We start from the raw sequence: 22,034 nt of genomic DNA on the forward strand, positions 1-22,034 counted from the left end.
GGGGTTGTGTGATTTGCGCGCAAGACTGAGGAAATCCCAGAATTAGTCAATCGACGCCCGAAATAACAAATGTTATGGTTTTTGTGGCGAATCAAAAGGCGTTCTTGATGGATCCCACCGTTAAAATCAAAATGATTTCAAAGCTTAAGGCGGATTTTGAGGGGTTCTCCCCCCGGCTGAGAGTTGTAGCAAAATACATCGTGGACAACCCTGGGGACTTTGGACTTGATCCAATTCGCGAAACGGCGCGCAAGGCGGGGGTCAGCACGTATACGCTTGTGCGCATGGCACAGCACCTGGGATTTGAAGGCTTTGAAGATTTGCGTGCGCCGTTCCGCACGGCCCTGGTTTCCGGGTCTGAATTGGCCGATAATATGGAATGGCTTGAAGCCGTCGCGGAGCATCCTGAAACGGGACAAACACAGGTGGAAGCGACCCTAAATTCGTTGGCGATCACACAGCGTTCGCTGCATCAATTGGCCCCGGAAAAGCTACAGCGGGTTGTTGATCTGATGTTCAACGCGCGCAATGTCTATCTGACGGGCGTGCGTGCCAGTTACGGACTGGCCTACTATTTTCACTATGTTGGACGTATGGCATTGCCATCATTGCAGTTAATTCCAAGGCATATGAACAGTTCTATCGATGAACTGAACTATGCCAACGAAGAAGATATCCTGATCGTGATTACCGTCACGCCCTATTCAAAGGAAACAATTCACGCCTGCCAGTTTGCCAAATCGCGCGGCATTAAACTGATCATGATTTCGGATTCAGAGGTCATCGCATCGGAACTGAACCCGGAAGAAGTTTTGGTGGTTTCGACCATCACAACGCATTTCTTTGCCTGCTATTCGGGGGCGATGGCTGTGATTGAAAATATACTCGCGCTGCTGGTGAAACGCGGCGGTAAAGAGGCTGAAAAACGTATCGAATCCTACGAAGATCTTCGTAGTGATGTGGATGCATATTGGACAAAGCAAAAAAAACATTAGTTTTTGCATGACAATCCCGTGACTGTCGGACACCTTATGCAAAGCTCAGGGGGGCGAAGACCCTTCTTTCGGCTATTAATATGTATAGGGAGTTATCATATGACATCGATGAAATTTATGTTCGGTCTGGCGACCGCTGCGACACTGGCAACAGGTGGCGCTATGGCTCAGGACCAGCAATTCATCACAATCGGCACCGGCGGTGTTACCGGCGTTTATTACCCAACGGGTGGCGCGATCTGCCGTCTGGTAAACAAAGGCCGTCGTGACCACGGTGTACGTTGTTCCGTAGAATCCACTGGTGGTTCTGTTTACAACATCAACACCATTCGCGAAGGCGAGCTGGAATTCGGCGTTGCACAGTCTGACTGGCAGCACCACGCTTACCACGGCACTTCTAAGTTCGAAGACGCTGGTGCATTCGAAGATCTGCGTGCAGTATTCTCTGTACACCCAGAACCCTTCACAGTTGTTGCACGTGCCGATTCAGGCATCACAACTTTCGCTGACCTTGCAGGCAAGCGCGTAAACATCGGTAACCCAGGTTCCGGCGCACGTGGCACCATGGAAGTTCTGATGGAAGCGTCTGGCATGACCACTGACGATTTCGCTCTGGCAACTGAACTGAAGCCTGCTGAGCAGTCTGCAGCGCTTTGCGACAACCAAATCGATGCGATGGTCTTCACTGTTGGTCACCCTTCCGGCACCATCCAGGAAGCAACCACAGCATGTGATTCTGTGATTGTTGAAGTATCTGGCGAAGCTGTTGACGGTCTGATCAACGACAACGCTTACTACCGTACTGCAACCGTTCCAGGTGGCATGTACCGTGGTAACGATTCTGACGTAGGCACCTTTGGTGTTGGCGCGACTTTCGTGTCTTCCACAAATGTTTCCGAAGATGTTGTTTACGCTCTCGTATCTTCAATCTTCAACAACTTTGATGACTTCAAAGGTCTGCACCCAGCATTTGCAAACCTGACACCAGAAGAAATGGCGACCGCTGGTCTGTCTGCTCCTCTGCATGATGGCGCTGCAAAATTCTACCGTGAGCAGGGCTGGATCGAGTAATCGACCGGATCTGATCTGAGTATTTGGGGGCGGGAAACTGCCCCCTTTTCTACACCTGACGCATGAAATCCGCATATAAGACGGCGCACAGGTGACGTATTAAGTTTTCCAAAAATTCCGGCCGCATCTGACACCGCGGCATGTCCGGGAGGGACATATGTCACAAAACACCGAAAATTCCAGCGCCCTAAGCGAGGAAGAGCTCCAGGAACTGGTTGCATCTTCTGACGCTGGCGCGCGTAGCCCGGTCGGGGCTGTGGGCACGATGATGGCGGTTGTCGCTATCGTCTGGTCCCTGTTCCAGATCCTGCTGGCTTCCCCATGGGCACCTTATATTCTGCCTGGATCTATCATTAACAACTCGCGCTTGTTTCACCTCAGCTTTGCGCTGTTCTTGGTGTTTCTGGCCTATCCGCTGACCAAGAAAAGCCCGCGCGACTATATTCCTTTTTACGACTGGATCCTGGCAATTGCCGGAGGCCTGATCGCGCTTTACGGTTACTTCTTTTACCAAAAGATCGTGGATGCAGGCGGCTTGGCTGATGACATGGACAAATTGTTCGCGCTGGCAGGCCTGATCATCCTGTTCATGGGCGCATGGCGCGCACTTGGCCCTGCGATGGCGACCTTGGCATCTATCTTCCTGATGTATGTTTTCTTCGGCTCCGCTGACTGGGTGCCAGAAGTCATTCAGTGGAAAGGCGCATCTCTGAAGAAAGCCATGTCGCATATGTGGATCACCTCTGAGGGTGTGTTCGGCATTGCGTTGGGTGTTTCGACCAAATTCGTGTTCCTCTTCGTTTTGTTCGGCGCATTGCTGGATAAAGCGGGTGCGGGCAACTATTTCATCAAGATGGCTTTTGGCGCCCTTGGTCACCTGCGTGGTGGTCCGGCGAAAGCGGCTGTTGTGGGTTCTGCGGCGACCGGTTTGATTTCCGGCTCCTCCATCGCCAATGTTGTGACAACAGGTACGTTTACCATCCCTCTGATGAAACGTGTTGGGTTCTCGTCTGAGAAAGCCGGTGCGGTTGAAGTTGCATCATCAGTCAACGGTCAGATCATGCCACCTGTTATGGGTGCTGCGGCCTTCTTGATGGTTGAATATACTTCCACGCCATACATCCAAGTGATCACCCACGCTTTCCTGCCTGCGGCAATTTCCTACATCGCGCTTGTGTACATTGTGCACCTGGAAGCGGTTAAGAAAAATATGCCTGCGCTTGGCGAAAGTGACACAAGTTTCCTGAAGATGCTTTTGTCATTCATTTTGTCATTCGGCATCATGTGGCTTGTCAGCAAGACATGTGCTCTTGTCTTTGGGGCTGCGTTTGCTAGCGTACTTGGCATAAGTATGACCGCGTTACTCTCTTATCTCGCGATTTCGGCGATTGCGCTTTTACTGATACGTTGGTCTGTAGGGCTTGAGAAAGACAACATTGCCACTTGGTTTGCGTCAACGGGGGCATTCATCATTGGGCTGTTTGGCAGCTTGTTTGGTGCTTTGTACTCATTCATGCAGGTTCTTCGCGATATTTTCCCGGATGGTTCTGGCCTTTCGACTGCGATCATTCTCGGGTTGATTGCCACATCATATCTTGGATTACTGTATCTCGCATCGCAAAGTCCCGATCTTGAAGCCGACGACCCGCATGCTGAAGAAATTAAACTGCCAGTTGTTGGCGAGGTCTATAAGACAGGTCTGTATTTCCTTTTGCCTATCGTGGTTCTTGTTTGGTTCCTGATGGTTGAGCAGAAATCTCCTGGATTGTCAGCTTTCTGGGCTACAACGCTTTTGATTGTGATGTTGCTTACTCAGCGTCCCTTGAAGGCAATGTTCCGTAATCAGAATGACTTTGTGAATACTTTCAAAGATGGCCTGGTTGATCTGATGCAAGGAATGATCGACGGCGCACGCAACATGATCGGTATCGCGCTGGCAACAGCGACTGCTGGCGTGATCGTGGGCACCGTGACCCTGACAGGTATTGGTCAGGTGATGGCGGATCTGGTTGAGTTCCTCTCTGGCGGCAACCTCGTTGCTATGCTGGTATTGGTTGGCATCCTGTCCCTGATCCTGGGTATGGGCCTGCCGACCACTGCAAACTACATTGTTGTGAGCTCTCTCATGGCGGGTGTTGTTGTGGAACTTGGCGCGCAAAACGACCTGATCGTGCCGCTGATCGCAGTACACCTCTTTGTGTTCTACTTTGGGATCATGGCGGATGTGACGCCTCCGGTGGGGCTTGCCAGCTTTGCGGCGGCGGCGGTGTCCGGTGGTGATGCGATCAAGACTGGTTTCGTGGCGTTCTTCTATTCATTGCGCACCGTGGCACTGCCGTTCGTCTTCATCTTCAACACGGATCTTTTGTTGATTGATGTGACCTGGACGCAGGGGATAATCGTGGCCATTGTCTCGACCATCGCGATCCTTGTGTTCACAGCGGGCACAATGGGCTGGTGGCTGACCAAGTCGAAGATCTACGAAAGCCTTGCACTTGTGGCGATCGCGTTTGTGCTCTTCCGTCCTGACTATGTGATGAACCGCATTCAGCCTCCGTTTAATGTGGTTGAACCGGCCAATCTCGCGCAGGCACTTGGTGATGCAAACCCGGGTGACGAAGTTCGCATCGTTGTGCGCGGCCCTGATTTCGACACGCTCGAAAGCAAGGACGTAACATTGGTTCTGCCAGTAGGTGAGGAGCCAACCGGTGATGAACGTCTTGCAGCCTTTGGTCTTGCAACCGTTGTGGACGGTGATGCTGTGCAGCTGGAAGAACCTTTCCCGCAAACAACGTTCTCGACCAAACTGGGCGGCTTTGATTTCTACGGTGACGAAGTCGTGACTGTTGCATCTGCTAAAGTCACTGCAGAACAGTCGCCAAAAGAACTGGTGTTCATTCCAGCGCTTATCCTGCTGGGTCTCATTGGGATGCTGCAGCTTGCACGTTCCCGCAAAGAAGGAGAATTGGCATGAGTGGTTCCGTACTCTGCGCTGTAGACGTCAGCCTTCCGGCTGTGGATACAGTGGTCCTGGACAAGGCGGCAAAGCTGGCTGCTATGGAAGGCGCGACACTTGATGTGATCACTGTCATCCCTGACTTCGGCATGAGTGTCGTGGGCGCGTTCTTTGACAAGACCCACACTGACCAAGCGATGGAAGAAGCCAAAGCGGCGCTGAATACACTTTGCACGAATGTGCTGGGTGCAGACGCGAACGCGAAGGTCCGTCATCTGGTGGCCGTTGGTACAGCCTATGAAGAAATCCTGAAAACCTCTGTTGCGGCCGGAAGTGAGCTGATCGTGATCGGGGCGCATAAGCCAGATTTCAAAGATTACCTGCTTGGCCCCAACGCCGCCCGCGTTGCGCGTCATGCGACTGTATCTGTGCATATTGTACGCAGTTGATTGTCAGAGACATGAATGAACAAGGCGGCGCGGGGGAAACCTCGCGCCGTTTCTTATCTGGGGGGTCAGATTTTTTGTTCCAACCTTGTTGTTCCGCCGTGGGGGCGAAATTTTCCGGATTGATTGTATGTTTTCAGACCCCTGGCAACGTCTTCAATTTGACGGCGGCGTTCTATAGCATCCGCGAACCCTTTTCTGGCGGCTTCAAGCAAAGGCAGGTTGCGGCGGGCAAGATCTTTGATGTCCCGTAACAGGTGTTGATCCGGGCGTGACCGGGCCAAATGCCCTGCGAATATCTCTGTTTCCATTGCAAGATCAGCAAGGTCACTGAAGTCCCCCGATAAAAGAGCCGCACGAATTTTCTGCAATGACATCGTTGGATTAACTGACATTCTGTCTCTCCTTTAGAGATTCAAACAGGCTTTGGGCAAGGCCAATACCGCCGCGTTTGACCATTTCGCTGGCCTGAGCATCACGTAGAAACGAACCAAACTGATCTTCTCCGATGCCGCCACCAAAGCTTTCACGCGATTTCCCTAGCCCTGCGCCTTTTAGCATTTCAGACAGAAAACTAGCTTCAAGTGCTTGCGCGACTTCCCACAAACGCTGATCTTCCGCCCCTCGCGCAGGAACAGAAGGTTGTGTTGTCTTTGTCCCGGAAACGTTGGGTGTGACAGATGTGATCTCAGTCATCAGAAGTTCTTTCTAATTGATCCTATTTTTTGGTTTTATCCTGGTTTGGTAAAGAAATTAGTAACTGGCACCGGGTGATAAAACTGCGACGGAATCAATCCGGGTGATTTATGCAGAACGCAGTAACAACAGATACAGTATTTAAAATCGTTCCTTCCCAGACTTCTGGAGATGGGATGGCGACGCCTATGATGGGCGTAGATGGAGAAATCGAAGCAGAGGTTGAAGACGATGTGACCTTCGCCATGGTTCTGGCGGACGATGGGGGGCGCGAGACGCCAAAAAATTTAAATCATCCGGATTTACCTAGGATGATGACCTATCCGGCAGGTGTTGACGTTCGTGCACCAGATCCGAAGTCTGAGGTGGATGCGCCAGAGAACACCGAGACCCCGACACTGGAACCAGATATCCGCGCAGAAAATGTAACCAATGATGCAAAGTTGGTTCGCACTTCATCGTTTCCATTCATTCCTGCGCAGACTGTTCAAGGGGCAGATCAACCATTTCCATTGGCCAATGTAGCTGAGGCCAACATACCGGATCGCAGCGTAATAAATGAAACACCGGAACAAAACCTGGTGCAGGCCGCGACACAACGGGAAGGAATGGGCCCTAATACGCTATCTGAAGGGGCAGCGGCACCGCAAACCAGATCAATGCAGCCCTACGGTGATGGTCGCGACACTATGGTTTTTCCCACTGAAGGGCCGCAGCAGAATGGTCATGTGTCTAAAACCGTTGAAGCGGTTAATCACGTACCGGTTTCAACTGAATTACCGCGATCCAAGCCGGACATGCAGACATTCAGCCATGTGCCGCAAGAAAAGGCTATTGGTGATGTTACTGACCAGCCCATGCCAGAAGTTTCTGCAAAACTTGGCGATGTTGAAAGACAAACGTCTTTGCCCCTTGAACCAGTAAGACGTTCGGAAACAAGTAAAGCTAGGGGGTCTTCAACAGCGGGTCATGTTCTGCAAGCTGATCCTTCGGTGGTGGAAAAACCGGAACGTATCGATCAGGTGGCGCGCGTCACCGGATCTAAGAACGATGTCATGGGCACTCAGCTCGGTGTTCCGATTGATCAGGTGAAACCACCGGTACTTCCGGTCGAATCCGCCCCGCAGGCGCACAATTCGATGCGTTCTGAGGTCGTGCATATCTCGCAGGTTAGGGAAGAGATAATGCCGCCTCCTAAACAATCAGTTGATCTAAATGTGCCTAAGACCACCACAGAGGCTATTGCGCCACCGATTTCAATAACACAGGCTTTCGATGGACCAATACATTCAATTCCTGAAACGTCCCCCGACGAATTGCCGATTGCAGCTTCAGTTTCTGAGGGGCAATCGCCTTCGCGTGCGCAGCCTGCGACACCCGGATTCCCAGGGCAGACGGCTGAACTTGCAAGATTTACGCATATTTCTCGGCAATTGATGGAAGTTGCCGCGCGAAATGGCGACGGGCCTGTTGAACTGACACTTTCCCCTGAAGAACTGGGGCGTGTACGCATGAATTTCACCATGCAGGACGGGGTTCTGACCGTGTCACTTGCGGCAGAGCGCGGGGAAACACTGGCTTTGATGCGTCGCAATATTGACGCCTTGCTACAGGATTTCGGCGACATAGGTTTTTCGGAAATCAACATGGATTTTTCCGCGTTTGGTAACCCGTCGGCGTCTCCAGATGGATCTTCAGAAGGGGGCTTGGCAGAGGCCGCTACACCCGGTTCACCGATTGAAACAGAAACCAGTGCAAGGCCACCGGTCAGAATTTCACTGGATGCCCAACAGTCGACCGGGCTTGATTTACGGCTTTAGAAGGAGAGAAACATGCAAGTAACGCAGACAAACGGCGCGTCGGGTGGGCAAACCCAAGCCCCACCAGCGGAGACCAGTAGCAACGCCGCGATCAGTTCGGATTTTGATACGTTTTTAAAAATGTTGACGGCTCAGATTCAGAACCAAGATCCGTTGAACCCGATAGAATCTGAAGATTACGCGGTGCAATTGGCGACGTTTTCAAGTGTGGAACAACAGGTGCAAACCAATGATCTTTTAAAAGCGCTGGGGACGCAATTCGGCTCAATGGGGCTATCGCAGATGGCCAGTTGGATTGGTATGGAAGCCCGGGCGGCAGCGCCTGTACAGTTTGATGGATCACCGATTGAAATCTCTCCAAATCCTGCGGTTGGGGCGGATAAAGTTGAACTTGTGGTACGGGATGAGGAGGGCAATGTTGTACAGCGTGAGCAAATCCCGAAGTCTACGGAAAGCTTTGATTGGGCTGGGGTCGCAACGGATGGCACGCCTTTGCCGAATGGAATTTATTCGTTTTCGGTCGAAAGTTTCAACAATGGACAGTCCCTGATTGAAACACCCGCAGAAGTATATGCCGAAGTCGTTGAAGTACGCGGAGTTGATGGCCATTCAGTGGCCGTTTTGAAGGGGGGCGCGCAGGTCAGTACCGATGCGGTGTCAGCTCTACGCAGTCCCAACTAATTTAGCCAGATCGCCAAGGCGTATCCTAGGGATACCAAGGCGGCTGCACCTATAAGACCGGCAATCCAGCGCCAAGGGCGTGATTGTGGGGCAGGTGGCGGTGTCTGATTGTATTGCATCAGGGCTGCTTCGGCGATTTGTGGCAGGCGAGGGCCAAATCGGCCCAGAACTTTCGCCGTGCGGATCAGATCGCCAATAACCGCACGCGGGCCAATACTGTCCTTGATGTAGTTTTCAACAATGGGTTTCGCTACGTCCCAGATATTCATTTGCGGATCAAGTGAACGTGCAACGCCTTCTACGACAACCATGGTGCGCTGGAGAAGGATCAGTTCCATTCGCGTTTCCATGCCGAAACGTTCAGTTACCTCAAATAGATAGCTGAGAAGGGATCCCATCGAAATACCGCTGGCGTCCACGCCAAAGATGGGTTCGCCAACGGCACGCAATGCACGCGCGAATTCATCGACATCCTGATCCGCCGGCACATAGCCTGCTTCAAAATGCACTTCGGCCACGCGTCGATAATCGCGTTTGATGAAACCATACAGGATCTCGGCATAGACACGGCGGGTATATTCATCGATCTGGCCCATGATGCCAAAATCATAAGCCACCACATCACCATTTGCCGCGACCTTCAGGTTTCCCTGGTGCATGTCTGCATGGAAGAATCCATCGCGCAAAGCGTGGGATAGAAACAGTTGCAACACGCGTGCGGCAAGGGCGGAACGGTCATGCCCGGCGGCATCAAGGGCGTCATTGTCGCCCATGCCCGCGCCTTCAACCCAGTCAAGTGTCATCACCCGGCGGCCAGACAGGTTCCAGCGAATGCCGGGCACCTGAAAACCTTCGTCGCCTTGGGTGTTGGCCAGAAACTCTGAGGCGGAAGCACTTTCAAGACGTAGATCAAGTTCCCCCAGAACCACACCTTCGAAATGTTTGATGACTTCTTCGGGGTGCAGGCGGCGGGATGCTGGGGACAGCATTTCTACCACGGAGGCTGCGAAATAGAAGGCGTCGATATCTTTTCGGAAGGCGCGTTCCACATCGGGGCGCAGCACTTTGACCGCAACGTATTCATCGTTCTCGCGCAGCCGTGCCTTATGCACCTGGGCAATTGAGGCGGCCGCGACGGGTTCGCTGAATTCAGAAAACACGTCATCGACTGACCGGCCCAGTTCATCTTCAATACATTGGCGGGCAATGTCAGAGGAAAAGGCAGGCAATTGATCCTGCAGAACGCGCAACTGAGTCGCCAGTTCATCCCCAACAACATCCGGACGGGTGGATAGCACCTGTCCGAACTTGATGTAAGCCGGACCAAGCGCGGTAAGGGCACGGGTGACAGGCGGCATATCCGGATCACCCTTGACGCCCAGCCATTGTACGGGCCAGGCAAAGGCGCGTGCCACGATACGCAGAGGGGTAGGCGCATCCATCGCGTCCAGAACAACGGGCATGGCGCCGGTGCGTTCTAGGGTGGCACCGGTACGGATCAGACGCCAGATGTTATGGGGGCCACGCATTTAAATTTTCCAGCCAGAATGCAGGGCTGCGATGCCCAAGGACAGGTTGCGGTATTTGACCTGATCAAACCCAGCGTCTTTGATCATATCTGCAAACACATCTTGTTGAGGGAACTTTCGTATAGATTCAACAAGGTATTGATAGCTGTCGGCATCTCCGGCAATGACCTGACCCATCTTGGGGATCACGTTAAAGGAATAAAGATCATAGGCTTTTTGCATCATGTCATTTGGGATCTGGCTGAATTCCAGCACCATCAGCCGGCCCCCTGGACGCAAAACACGGTAAGCTTCGCGCAGGGCGTCCGGAATGCGGGTGACGTTCCGGATACCAAAGGAAATCGTGTAGACGTCAAAGGTGTTGCTTTCAAAAGGCAAGGCCATGGCATCACCGACAACCCAATCCAGACTGTCTGACATGGTGCCTGCTTCGGCGCGGCGGCTGCCTTCCACCAACATACTTTCCGTCATATCGCAAACGGTCGCGTGCCCATGACCCGCGCGTTTCAGAAAGCGGAAGGAAATGTCACCAGTTCCGCCTGCGACATCCAGCAGACGCTGCCCGGGACGGGGGGCAAGCCAATCCATCATCGCATCTTTCCAGACCCGGTGAATGCCCATGGACATGGCGTCGTTCATGACATCGTACTTGGAGGCCACATTGGTAAACACCCCATGCACCATCCCGGCCTTTTCGGCTTCGTTTACGGTCTGAAATCCGAAATGTGTGGTTTTATCAGTCATGGGTCTAATCCTGGGCTTGTCGTCCATCTGTTCACACCCTCATATAAGGCCTGAACCCTGCATACAATGCGCTGCTTTTACACAGGATGAAATATGCCCGAATTGCCCGAAGTTGAAACCGTGCGTCGGGGGCTGTTGCCCGCGATGGAAGGCGAAGTGATTGAACAGGCTGAGGTGCGCCGGGACGGCCTGCGCTGGAAGTTTCCTGAAAACATGGCTGGGCGGCTGTCGGGGGCGCGGGTGAATGCTCTGCGCAGGCGGTCCAAATATATTTTGGCGGATCTTGATACAGATGAGACCCTGATCATTCATCTGGGCATGTCCGGGCGGATGCAGGTGTCTGGCGTGAAGATTGGCGATTTCTTTCATGAACATCAGGAAGAACAAAAACACGACCACGTCGTTCTGCATATGTCTGGCGGGGGGCGTGTGACGTTTAATGATGCGCGGCGTTTCGGAGCGATGGATCTTGCGCCAACCGGGGACGTGGATCAACACAAGATGCTGGTGGGGCTTGGACCGGAACCGCTGGGGAATGATTTTCACGAAGATTTGCTGAAGGATCGGTTTAAGGGGCGCAAGACGCCGGTGAAATCGGCACTTCTTGATCAAAAAAATGTTGCGGGACTCGGGAATATTTATGTGTGTGAGGTTCTGAATCGCATTGGGATTTCCCCAAAACGACCGGTTGGAAAAATTAACGCAACGGAAATTGGGCAGATGGTCCCAGCAATCCGAGAGGTGCTGGCAGAGGCAATTGAGGCTGGCGGGTCTTCTCTTAAAGACTACCGCCAAGCTGATGGTGAACTGGGTTATTTTCAACACTCATTCAAGGTTTACGGGCGCGAAAACGAACCCTGCCAGACGCCCGAATGTGGTGGCAAGATAACGCGAATCACACAGTCTGGACGCTCATCTTTCTTTTGCGCGCAATGCCAAAGATAGCTTGATCCACGGCAGAGGTTTGGTAAGGCTGCGCATTGAACTGAGGTAACAGATGGTAAACCCATGGCCTATGAGACGCTGATCGTCGAAATTGAAGACCACATTAAAACCATCCGGCTGAATCGCCCGGATGCGTTGAACGCCCTGAACAGCACCTTGCTGACGGAACTGGCAGATGCTGTAAAAGCAGCGGAAGAGAATGACAAAGTGCGCTGCGTTATTCTGACAGGTTCGGAAAAAGCCTTTGCTGCGGGGGCCGACATCAAAGAGATGTCAGAAAAAACTTTCGTTGATGTATACATGAGCGATCTTTTTGGTCCTGAAACTGATCAGCTGGTGAAATCCCGCAAGCCCATTATTGCGGCTGTGTCTGGCTATGCGCTGGGTGGTGGCTGTGAATTGGCGATGATGTGCGATTTCATCATTGCCTCGGATACTGCAAAATTCGGCCAACCTGAAATCAACCTTGGTGTTGTGGCTGGTATTGGCGGCACCCAGCGGTTGTCACGTTATGTCGGAAAATCCAAATCCATGGATATGCATTTGACGGGCCGATTTATGGACGCAGAAGAGGCAGAACGTTCCGGTCTTGTTTCACGTGTTGTGCCCGCGAAAAAGCTGATGGAAGAAGCCATGAGCGCTGCGCATAAAATCGCCGAAAAATCTATGCTGACATCTATGGTTGTCAAAGAAACGGTGAACCGCGCCTGGGAAACCACCCTGTCCGAAGGTTTGCTGTTTGAACGTCGCGCTTTCCATTCGCTGTTTGCATCTGAGGATCAGAAAGAAGGCATGAGCGCCTTCCTGGATAAGCGTCAGGCGCAATTCCGCGATAAATGATCAGATTCGTGACCTGCGATTGTACGCGGGTCACGATTTAAGGCGTTTTGGGGTTTCCCTTTTGACGAAAATACCCTAAAGACCGCCGTTATACATGCGCGTGAGGCCCGCTCTGGCCAGAATCACCGGTTCAGAACCCGGTCGGACCTGCTGCGCGGAATAGAATTCAATGCCCGGACTGTCCGGCAGAAGGAACTGAAAACATGGCAAATACGCCTCAGGCTAAAAAACGCGCCCGTCAGAACGAACGTCGCTTCGCAGTAAACAAAGCACGTCGTTCACGTATCCGTACATATCTGCGTAAAGCTGAAGAAGCGATTGCTTCCGGCGACAAAGACGCATCTGTTGCAGCACTGAAAGCTGTTCAGCCAGAATTGATGCGCGGCGTGACCAAAGGCGTTCTGCATAAGAACACGGCTTCTCGCAAAATGTCCCGTCTGTCCGCACGGGTTAAAGCTCTGGGCTAAGCCTTTCAGCAGACTGAAATTCAAAAAAACGGCGTGTTCTTTCGGACACGCCGTTTTTTACTTTTGAGATGGCTATTTTAAGTCAAGCATCTGAATTTAAATGAATTTTCCAAACACCTCTGGATTCGTTTTTACAAAGTATGAGTCAAGCGTGAAGTTCTGTTGTACGCCTTGCGGGGGGCTTGCTAGGTTGTTCCTGCGATTCACGTAACCTTAGGGGACATGCAATGGGCCTCTCGGCGTTTCCGGCAATTTCAGAAGTGTCACCACAAGAAGCATGGGACATTCTGGAACGGGAACCAACCACGAGACTTATTGACGTCAGGACGCGCGCCGAATGGGGATTTGTTGGCGTTCCTGACATCGGAGAGCTGAACCAGGAGACTATTTTTGTCGAATGGGCGAGCTATCCACATATGTCTGCAAATCCGCAGTTCGGAGCGGAAGTGTTAAAAGCGCTAAATGGGGATATCCCCGATAAGTTGCTTTTTCTCTGTCGTTCCGGTGTGCGTTCGCTTCATGCCGCGCATGCGGTGGCTGATGTGTTGTCTGGCTGTGGGAGGCCGGTGCAGTGCATCAATATAGCCGAAGGGTTTGAAGGTGACTTGGATCGAAAGGGACAGAGGGGCCAGCTGAATGGCTGGAAGTTGAGAGGGCTGGCGTGGCGTCAGTCATAATGTGGATGTTGACGAAACGGGTTATAATAAAATGATCAACCAAGCCTGGGTCCAAATCAGGGAAGGTCTCGAAGCCACTGTCGGCAAGAGCAACTATGTGAACTGGATCGAGCCACTCGAGCTCTCTGATCTGGATAACGGTGTTGCTGTATTTCGCGTACCTACTAACTTTATGGGAAACTGGGTTTCCCGCAATTTTGGCGATGACATTGTTCATCTGCTGAAAAGCAGTGGTGAAACGGTCAGCCGTCTGGAGTTTTCTGTTGCTCCAGGTGGTGGACGCGCGCCTCAGGCCGCACCACGTAAAAAAACAATGGCTGCCCCTGCGTCCAAAGCGTCGGTGTCGCCTGTAAAACCTACAGATGTCGCGGTGCCTGGTGCGCCTTTGGATGCGCGTTTCACTTTTGACAGCTTTGTTGTCGGTAAGCCGAACGAATTGGCGCATGCTGCCGCACGCCGCGTGGCTGAAGGTGGCGAAGTCGCGTTTAATCCGCTGTTTTTATACGGTGGCGTTGGGCTGGGTAAAACCCACCTGATGCATGCGATCGCGAACCAATTGCGCACACAGCGCCCCGATCTGAACGTTGTTTATCTGTCTGCTGAACAGTTCATGTATAAATTCGTTCAGGCCTTGCGCGATAAAAAGATGATGGATTTCAAACAGCTGTTCCGTGCTGTTGATATCCTGATGGTGGATGACGTGCAGTTCATCGCGGGTAAAGGGTCAACACAGGAAGAATTCTTCCATACGTTCAACGCATTGGTTGACCAGAATAAGCAGATCATCATTTCTGCAGATCGCGCCCCGGGTGAGATCAAAGAACTGGAAGATCGTATTCGTTCACGGTTGCAAAGCGGCCTGGTCGTGGATCTGCATCCAACCGATTACGAACTGCGTCTGGGTATCCTGCAGCACAAGGTCGAACAGCATCTGATCAAGGATCCGTCACTGGTGATTGCAGATGGTGTGCTTGAATTCCTAGCGCATCGTATTTCGACCAACGTGCGTGTTCTGGAAGGTGCTTTGACCCGTTTGTTTGCATTTGGGTCTCTGGTCGGGCGCGAAGTAACGCTTGAACTGGCACAGGATTGTCTGGCGGATGTTTTGCGGTCTTCTGATCGCAAAATCACGGTGGATGAAATTCAGCGCAAAGTCAGCGAACACTATAATATTCGCCTGTCCGAAATGATCGGTCCGCGACGTGTGCGTACGATTGCACGCCCGCGTCAGGTCGCGATGTACCTCGCAAAACAGCTGACCACGCGTTCTCTTCCCGACATTGGGCGGCGGTTCGGTGGGCGTGACCACACCACGGTTATGCATGGCGTAAAACGCATCGAAGAGCTGCGCGTGTCAGATTCTCAACTTGAGGATGATCTAGAACTGTTGCGCCGGGCGCTCGAAGCCTGATTTATCGCGATAATCATGCTTGAAATCGGGCTGGGGCCTTGACGCCCCGGCCATTCCATTGGACATTCCGAAAAAACGATTTAACGGGCCGCACGGATGCGCTACATTTGGCGTCCCGGCGGGTTTACCCGATTAACAAGGAGCAACGGAATGAAACTCAGCATCGAGCGTGCAGCCCTTCTGAAAGCAGTGTCGCAGGCACAATCCGTTGTTGAGAGACGCAATACCATTCCGATCCTGGCGAATGTGCTGATCGAAGCGGAAGGCGAACACGCAAGTTTTCGCGCGACGGATCTTGATATCGAAGTTGTTGATAAGACCGTTGCACAGGTCGAACGTGCTGGCGCGACCACAGTTTCTGCGGTGACCCTGCATGAAATTGTACGCAAATTGCCGGATGGTGCGCTTGTGACATTGACGGAAGATGGGGCTGCTGGCCGTATCACAGTTGAAGCAGGTCGTTCGAACTTCTCTCTGGCGACTTTGCCGCGCGAAGATTTCCCTGTGATGGCAACATCCGAATACACTGCGAATTTTGCGGCAAAAGCATCTGATCTGCGCCGCCTGTTTGATAAGTCCAAATTCGCGATTTCCACGGAAGAAACCCGTTATTATCTGAACGGTGTTTATATGCATATCGCTGATGCCGAAGATGGAAAAATGCTGCGTTGTGTTGCAACAGACGGTCACCGTCTCGCGCGGATCGACAGCGCGATGCCGGAAGGTGCTGAAGGCATGCCTGGCGTGATCGTGCCCCGCAAAACCGTGGGCGAATTGCGCAAGCTTCTGGATGATGATGACATGCAGATCGCTGTGTCCGTGTCCGAAACCAAAGTGCGTTTCGCAACGCCTGATATTACGCTGACATCTAAGGTGATCGACGGCACATTCCCGGATTACACCCGTGTGATTCCACAGGGCAACACCCGCAAGCTGGAAGTGGACGCCAAAGATTTTGCCAAAGCTGTTGACCGTGTGGCAACCGTTTCTTCCGAACGTTCCCGTGCTGTAAAACTGGCGCTGGACGAAGATCGCCTGGTTCTTTCTGTGAATGCGCCTGACAGCGGTGCTGCGGAAGAAGAACTGGCGGTGGCCTATGGTGACGAACGCCTGGAAATTGGTTTTAACGCCAAATACCTGCTGGAAATTGCCAATCAGGTGGATCGCGAAAACGCGGTATTTATGTTCAATTCTGCCGGTGACCCGACCCTGATGCGCGAAGGCAATGACACCTCCGCCATCTACGTCGTGATGCCAATGCGCGTGTGACACAGCTTGCTCTGCGAAAGCTTCGGCTTTCGCATTTCCGCTCTCACAAAGCGCTGAATATTGACTGCGCCCCCGGGCCTGTGGCGATTTACGGGCCCAATGGTGCGGGAAAAACCAATATCATCGAAGCGATTTCCATGTTGTCGCCCGGGCGTGGTTTGCGCCGTGCGGCCAGCGATGACATGATCCGCAAGCCTGAAAAACTGGGCTGGAAGATCGCGGCAGAACTTCAAAGCCTTTCGCAAACGCATGAAATCGAAACCTGGCTTGAAGGCGGGCAAGGGCGCAACGTGCGCATTGACGGCAAGGCTGCCAGTCAGGTGGCCCTGGGCAAAATTGCGCGGGTTCTTTGGCTTGTGCCGTCGATGGATCGGCTCTGGTTGGAAGGGGCTGATGGGCGGCGGCGGTTCCTGGACCGCATGGTTCTTAGTTTTGATCCTGGGCATGCGCAGAATACCCTGACCTATGAAAAAGCGATGCGTGAACGCAATCGATTGCTGAAAGATCAGGTGCGTGATCCGCACTGGTATCGCGCGCTTGAGATTCAAATGGCAGAAGCTGGCGCAATGATCCAGTCTGCGCGCGCAGAAACGATCGCGGCTATTGCGCTGGCACAGGATGGGGCCGAAACTGAATTCCCCCGTTCCGATCTTAATATCATCATGCCTGATGGCATCGAAATGGCGCAGAGTAAGGATGCCCTTGCTGATGCTCTTGCCGCGTCTCGTCCCCGGGATCTTGCGGCTGGCCGCACCTTGGTTGGTCCGCATCGCGCGGATCTATCGGCGGTCTTCACGGCAAAAGCTGTGGCTGCGAAGGAATGTTCAACCGGAGAACAAAAAGCGCTGCTTATTTCGCTGATTCTGGCGAATGGCCGGGCGCTTGCCCATTCTTTTGGCGCACCGCCTATTTTGCTGCTGGATGAAGTCGCGGCCCACCTTGACGCCAGCCGCCGCGCGGCTCTTTATTCTGAAATAACCGCCCTTGGTGCGCAGGCTTTTATGACCGGCACTGGTGTCGAACTTTTTGACAGCCTTAATCAGGACGCCATGCGCCTGAGTGTTGGCGAGGAGAATGGAACAAGTTATGCCAATGTCGTCTGATGCTGTTTCCAGCGATATGAAAGCTTTGATCCAGGCGCGAATCAAAGACATTGAGGCCGAGGAAAACATTCGGGTTCTATTTGCCATCGAATCTGGTTCCCGTGCTTGGGGGTTCCATAGCCCTGACAGTGACTATGATGTGCGGTTTGTGTACGCGCGTCCGCTGGAATGGCACCTATCGTTGCAAAAGAAACGCGATGTGGTTGAACGCCCGATTGATGATGAATTGGATATTTCTGGTTGGGAACTGGCAAAGACTTTGCAACTCATCATGGGGTCAAACGCCGTGATTCCTGAATGGCTGCAGTCTCCGATTGTTTACAGCGCCATACCTGAGGCGGTGCAGGATTTGACCGAATTTTGCCGTGCTGCGCTGGATCGGCGTTCGGTGACCTGGCATTACCTGTCATTGATGCAACGCCAGCAAAGCCGCCTTTATGGTCCAGACGGTGAGATTCGTCTTAAACGCTACTTCTATATTCTACGCCCAACGCTTGCTTTGCGATGGATGCGCTTGCATGCACAAGCTGTCGCACCGATGAATATGGATGTATTGGTGGCCGGGTGCGATTTGTCGCCGGCGGTTTCTGCAGATCTTGCGGACCTGACCGAGCAGAAAAAACAGGTCAAGGAGCGTGCCTTCACTGCTCAGGTTCCTGCTACATTATCTGATCTGGTCGAAGGCGAAGAGACGTCTGCAAGGACATGGTTGCAGGCAACGGCCAGCGACAAAGAACGTGCCGCATTGTGGCGTGATGCGGATCGCTTGCATGTAAAATGGACACATGAGGCATTTAGATGACCCTGACAGCTTGGGAATTATTTCTTTACGCCTGCGCTGTGGGTGTTTTGTTTTTGACGCCGGGTCCCGTTTGGGTGGCGATCATTGCGCGTGCCATGTCTGGTGGGTTTCATGCGGCCTGGCCGTTGGCATTGGGGGTTGTGATTGGAGATGCGATCTGGCCGTTCCTTGCGGTTCTGGGGGTCAGTTGGCTGGTGCAGGAAATCGCCGGTTTTATGATGATCCTGCGATGGGTTGCAGTGGCATTTTTTATCTACATGGGCATAAGCTTGATCCGAAACGCAGATAAGGAAATCGGAAAGAACAGCCGTTTAACCGCGCCCGGCATGTGGGCAGGGTTTGTCGCGGGCGTGATCGTGATTATGACCAATCCAAAGGCTGTGATCTTCTACATGGGTATTTTGCCCGGCTTTTTTGACCTGACCAAAATCACCTCTGTGGATATCCTAGCGATCTGCGCAGCATCGATGATCGTGCCGCTGATTGGCAACATTTTCTTTGCCCTTTTCGTTGACCGCATGCGCCAGTTTGTAAAGACACCGGGGGCGATCCGCCGGATGAATATCATTGCGAGCAGTCTTCTGATTCTCGTTGGTTTGGTGATCCCTTTCGCCTGACATAAATCTGTCGCGATACGGGTGACACCCCTGGGAAAATCAGGTATAAAACCCATCAAATTACGAGGAAGTGCAGTATGTCTGACGACAATCAGCAGCCAGAAGAATATGGCGCAGATTCTATTAAGGTTCTCAAGGGCTTAGAGGCGGTTCGCAAGCGCCCTGGCATGTACATTGGGGACACGGATGATGGCTCTGGTCTGCACCACATGGTGTATGAAGTTGTGGACAACGGCATTGACGAAGCGCTTGCCAACCATGCGGACCACGTCAGCGTAACAATTCACGCGGATTCCAGCGTATCTGTTTATGATAACGGGCGCGGTATTCCGGTTGGAATGCACGAAGAAGAAGGCGTCTCTGCGGCCGAAGTTATCATGACCCAGCTGCACGCCGGTGGTAAGTTTGACAGCAATTCCTATAAAGTTTCCGGCGGTCTGCACGGTGTGGGTGTGTCTGTTGTGAACGCCTTGTCTGTCTGGCTGGAGCTGCGCGTCTGGCGGGATGGCAAAGAACATTACGCGAAGTTTTCCCATGGCGAGACTGTTGAACATCTGCGTGTTGTTGGTGATGCCAATGGCAAAAAAGGTACTGAGGTGCGTTTTCTGGCCTCCACGGAAACCTTCTCAAATCTCGAATACTCGTTTGAGACCCTTGAAAAACGGTTGCGTGAGTTGGCTTTTCTGAACTCGGGTGTGCGTATTATTGTTAAAGATGAACGCCCAGTTGAACCCCTGGAATCTGAACTGTTTTACGACGGTGGCGTAAAGGAATTCGTGAAATATCTCGACCGTTCCAAAACGCCAATGATGCCAGAACCGATCTTTGTACGTGGCGAAAAAGATGACATCGGCGTCGAAGTCGCCATGTGGTGGAACGACAGCTATCATGAAAATGTGCTGCCCTTTACCAACAATATTCCGCAACGCGATGGCGGCACACATATGGCCGGCTTCCGGGGCGCCTTGACCCGGACAATCAACGCTTATGCGCAATCTTCCGGTATTGCCAAGAAGGAAAAGATTTCCTTCACTGGGGATGATGCCCGCGAGGGTCTGACATGTGTGCTGTCCGTCAAAGTACCTGATCCGAAATTCTCATCCCAGACCAAAGACAAGCTTGTCAGTTCCGAAGTGCGTCCGGCCGTTGAAGGCCTGATGAACGAAAAACTGACGGAATGGTTCGAAGAAAACCCAACCGAAGCCAAGATGATTGTTTCCAAGATCGTTGAGGCGGCTCATGCCCGTGAAGCGGCCCGTAAGGCTCGCGATCTGACCCGCCGTAAGACAGCCATGGATGTGAACTTCTTGGCCGGGAAGTTGAAAGACTGTTCTGAAAAAGACCCGTCCAAAACCGAAGTCTTCTTGGTGGAGGGTGACTCTGCTGGCGGATCGGCCCAAACGGGTCGTGACCGGATGACACAGGCGATCCTGCCACTGCGCGGTAAGATCCTGAATGTGGAACGCGCTCGTTTCGATCGCATGCTTGCCAGCCAGGAAATCGGTAACCTCGTGATGGCACTTGGCACGGGTATTGGCCGCGATGAATTCAACATCGAAAAACTGCGCTACCACAAGATCGTCATCATGACTGATGCGGATGTTGATGGTGCGCACATCCGGACGTTGCTTTTGACCTTCTTCTTCCGTCAGATGCCGGAACTGATTGAAGGTGGCTACCTTTATATTGCACAGCCTCCTTTGTATAAGGTTTCTCGTGGTAAGTCAGAGGTTTACCTGAAGGATCAGGCCGCGCTTGATGACTATTTGATTGAACAGGGTATCGACGGAGCGATTCTGCGTCTGGCCTCTGGTGAAGAAATCACCGGTGCAGATTTGAAACGTGTCGTCGAAGAAGCCCGTCAGGTGCGTCGCATTCTGCAAGCTTTCGCAACCCATCATCCCCAACATATTCTGGAACAGGCCGCAATTGCTGCTGCCTTTGTGCCAGGTGCTGTAGACCAGAACCTGCAGGGTGTTGCTGATGCAATTGCTGCACGTCTTGATGCGATTGCATTGGAATATGAACGTGGCTGGCAAGGCCGTCCGACACAGGACAAAGGTATTCGTTTGGCGCGTTTGCTGCGTGGCGTTGAAGAGGTGCGCACGCTGGATGGTCATGTGCTGCGCTCTGGCGAGGCCCGCAAGCTGGGCGGTTATACAGACAGCCTGAAAGAAACCTACGGTCAGCCCGCACGCCTTGTTCGCAAGGATAAAGTGACGGTTGTCCATGGCCCGACGGAACTGTTGAAAGCGATCCTGTCTGAGGGCGAAAAAGGCCTGTCACTGCAGCGCTACAAAGGTTTGGGCGAGATGAACCCAGATCAGCTCTGGGAAACCACGCTGGACCCTGATGCACGTACGCTGCTGCAGGTGAAGATCGAAGATTTGGCAGAAGCCGACGATATTTTCACCAAGCTGATGGGTGACGTTGTTGAACCTCGACGTGAATTCATTCAAACAAATGCGCTAAGCGTCGAGAACTTGGATTTCTGATCAGGTGTAGGTTCGGGCATAACTTTGCACTTAGAGCATAACTTTGCACTCGGGCAGCTTACTTCATTCATTTGAACCGAGCTGCCTGATGTGGCTTCCCGCTGCATGAGCAGGATCTCTATTATGTGAAAATTAGTGGCCATCCATTCTGTAGTTTAGGCGGGAAGGAGACATTTTCTGCGTTCTTTACCAAGGTTGGAATGGGCAGGAAGCGGCATTTGCAAAGTTTGGTTGATACGCCAGAGCGGCCATTGGGTAAAGATGCAGCAAACGGTAGTAGTGAGCCCATACCCACGGTGTTCGGCAGCGCAGCGAACGGCAGCTATTCAATGGTCCAAGCATTGACCCGAGGCCCGAACGGTTAATGGAATTGTAGGCCTTTAGCCCGCACAGCAGGATAGCTTGGAAACATCCTTTTCGAATGTCTGCGCCGCCAGCTTCAACCCTTCGACGGTTGTGAGATAAGGAAA

Annotated in this window: 20 protein-coding genes; 16 read left to right on the plus strand and 4 right to left on the minus strand. The window is 52.5% G+C overall.

Annotated elements, in window-relative coordinates; genetic code table 11:
* Nucleotides 1-107 precede the first annotated feature (107 nt).
* The 4 genes from ACPGUT_RS07130 to ACPGUT_RS07145 all read left to right on the plus strand — a co-directional run bounded on the left by ACPGUT_RS07130 (nt 108) and on the right by ACPGUT_RS07145 (nt 5,471).
* A complete protein-coding gene (locus tag ACPGUT_RS07130; RefSeq protein ID WP_423989820.1) occupies nt 108-995 on the plus strand; it encodes a MurR/RpiR family transcriptional regulator in 888 nt (295 codons plus the stop codon).
* Nucleotides 996-1,094: 99 nt separating this feature from the next.
* On the plus strand, nt 1,095-2,066 hold the full coding sequence (locus ACPGUT_RS07135; protein WP_423989822.1) for a TAXI family TRAP transporter solute-binding subunit: 972 nt from the start codon (nt 1,095-1,097) through the stop codon (nt 2,064-2,066).
* A gap of 157 nt (nt 2,067-2,223) precedes the next feature.
* Nucleotides 2,224-5,040, plus strand: a complete 2,817-nt coding sequence (locus ACPGUT_RS07140; protein ID WP_423989824.1) for a TRAP transporter permease — start codon at nt 2,224-2,226, stop codon at nt 5,038-5,040.
* On the plus strand, nt 5,037-5,471 hold the full coding sequence (locus ACPGUT_RS07145; RefSeq protein WP_423989826.1) for a universal stress protein: 435 nt from the start codon (nt 5,037-5,039) through the stop codon (nt 5,469-5,471). The genes ACPGUT_RS07140 and ACPGUT_RS07145 overlap by 4 nt, the downstream gene beginning before the upstream one ends.
* Before the next feature lie 65 nt (nt 5,472-5,536).
* Here ACPGUT_RS07145 and ACPGUT_RS07150 read toward each other — a convergent pair whose 3' ends face one another.
* Both ACPGUT_RS07150 and ACPGUT_RS07155 read right to left on the minus strand, forming a co-directional pair.
* Entirely contained in the window at nt 5,537-5,863 is a 327-nt protein-coding gene (locus ACPGUT_RS07150) for a hypothetical protein (RefSeq protein ID WP_423989828.1), read from the minus strand.
* Nucleotides 5,853-6,164 (minus strand): rod-binding protein, encoded by a 312-nt coding sequence (locus tag ACPGUT_RS07155; protein ID WP_423989830.1) that lies wholly within the window; start codon nt 6,162-6,164, stop codon nt 5,853-5,855. Before ACPGUT_RS07155 ends, ACPGUT_RS07150 begins: the two co-directional genes overlap by 11 nt.
* Before the next feature lie 176 nt (nt 6,165-6,340).
* On the opposite strand from ACPGUT_RS07155, the gene ACPGUT_RS07160 reads away from it, so the two are divergent.
* Both ACPGUT_RS07160 and ACPGUT_RS07165 read left to right on the plus strand, forming a co-directional pair.
* Nucleotides 6,341-7,984, plus strand: coding sequence for a flagellar hook-length control protein FliK (locus ACPGUT_RS07160; RefSeq protein WP_423989832.1), 1,644 nt, complete (start codon nt 6,341-6,343; stop codon nt 7,982-7,984).
* A gap of 12 nt (nt 7,985-7,996) precedes the next feature.
* On the plus strand, nt 7,997-8,665 hold the full coding sequence (locus ACPGUT_RS07165) for a flagellar hook capping FlgD N-terminal domain-containing protein (protein ID WP_423989834.1): 669 nt from the start codon (nt 7,997-7,999) through the stop codon (nt 8,663-8,665).
* On the opposite strand, the gene ubiB is transcribed toward ACPGUT_RS07165, so the two are convergent.
* Nucleotides 8,662-10,194, minus strand: coding sequence for a 2-polyprenylphenol 6-hydroxylase (gene ubiB, locus ACPGUT_RS07170; protein WP_423989836.1), 1,533 nt, complete (start codon nt 10,192-10,194; stop codon nt 8,662-8,664). The genes ACPGUT_RS07165 and ubiB overlap by 4 nt on opposite strands.
* Nucleotides 10,195-10,938, minus strand: coding sequence for a bifunctional demethylmenaquinone methyltransferase/2-methoxy-6-polyprenyl-1,4-benzoquinol methylase UbiE (gene ubiE / locus ACPGUT_RS07175; protein WP_423989838.1), 744 nt, complete (start codon nt 10,936-10,938; stop codon nt 10,195-10,197).
* A 93-nt stretch (nt 10,939-11,031) separates the two neighbouring features.
* On the opposite strand from ubiE, the gene mutM reads away from it, so the two are divergent.
* The 10 genes from mutM (at nt 11,032) to gyrB (ending at nt 21,564) form a co-directional block, all read left to right on the plus strand.
* Nucleotides 11,032-11,883, plus strand: coding sequence for a bifunctional DNA-formamidopyrimidine glycosylase/DNA-(apurinic or apyrimidinic site) lyase (gene mutM / locus ACPGUT_RS07180; protein WP_423989840.1), 852 nt, complete (start codon nt 11,032-11,034; stop codon nt 11,881-11,883).
* A 63-nt stretch (nt 11,884-11,946) separates the two neighbouring features.
* Complete coding sequence (locus tag ACPGUT_RS07185) at nt 11,947-12,723, plus strand: enoyl-CoA hydratase (protein WP_423989842.1); 777 nt, start codon at nt 11,947-11,949, stop codon at nt 12,721-12,723.
* 203 nt (nt 12,724-12,926) lie between these two features.
* Entirely contained in the window at nt 12,927-13,190 is a 264-nt protein-coding gene (gene rpsT, locus ACPGUT_RS07190) for a 30S ribosomal protein S20 (protein WP_423989844.1), read from the plus strand.
* A 227-nt stretch (nt 13,191-13,417) separates the two neighbouring features.
* A complete protein-coding gene (locus tag ACPGUT_RS07195; protein ID WP_423989846.1) occupies nt 13,418-13,867 on the plus strand; it encodes a rhodanese-like domain-containing protein in 450 nt (149 codons plus the stop codon).
* A gap of 31 nt (nt 13,868-13,898) precedes the next feature.
* A complete protein-coding gene (dnaA, locus tag ACPGUT_RS07200) occupies nt 13,899-15,278 on the plus strand; it encodes a chromosomal replication initiator protein DnaA (protein ID WP_423989848.1) in 1,380 nt (459 codons plus the stop codon).
* 150 nt (nt 15,279-15,428) lie between these two features.
* The gene (gene dnaN, locus ACPGUT_RS07205) at nt 15,429-16,547 is read left to right on the plus strand and encodes a DNA polymerase III subunit beta (protein WP_423989850.1); all 1,119 of its coding nucleotides are present in this window, start codon (nt 15,429-15,431) and stop codon (nt 16,545-16,547) included.
* Nucleotides 16,544-17,650 carry a DNA replication/repair protein RecF gene (gene recF, locus ACPGUT_RS07210; protein ID WP_423989852.1) on the plus strand — a complete coding sequence of 369 codons (1,107 nt, stop codon included), beginning with the start codon at nt 16,544-16,546 and terminating at the stop codon, nt 17,648-17,650. Before dnaN ends, recF begins: the two co-directional genes overlap by 4 nt.
* Nucleotides 17,622-18,452, plus strand: coding sequence for a nucleotidyltransferase domain-containing protein (locus tag ACPGUT_RS07215; RefSeq protein WP_423989854.1), 831 nt, complete (start codon nt 17,622-17,624; stop codon nt 18,450-18,452). Before recF ends, ACPGUT_RS07215 begins: the two co-directional genes overlap by 29 nt.
* On the plus strand, nt 18,449-19,069 hold the full coding sequence (locus ACPGUT_RS07220; RefSeq protein WP_423989856.1) for a LysE family translocator: 621 nt from the start codon (nt 18,449-18,451) through the stop codon (nt 19,067-19,069). Before ACPGUT_RS07215 ends, ACPGUT_RS07220 begins: the two co-directional genes overlap by 4 nt.
* Nucleotides 19,070-19,146: 77 nt before the next feature.
* Nucleotides 19,147-21,564: a DNA topoisomerase (ATP-hydrolyzing) subunit B gene (gyrB, locus tag ACPGUT_RS07225; protein WP_423989858.1), complete on the plus strand. Its 2,418-nt coding sequence runs from the start codon at nt 19,147-19,149 to the stop codon at nt 21,562-21,564.
* Nucleotides 21,565-22,034: the final 470 nt, after the last annotated feature.

Source organism: Halocynthiibacter sp. (genome assembly GCF_049608145.1).
Lineage (GTDB): Bacteria > Pseudomonadota > Alphaproteobacteria > Rhodobacterales > Rhodobacteraceae > Halocynthiibacter.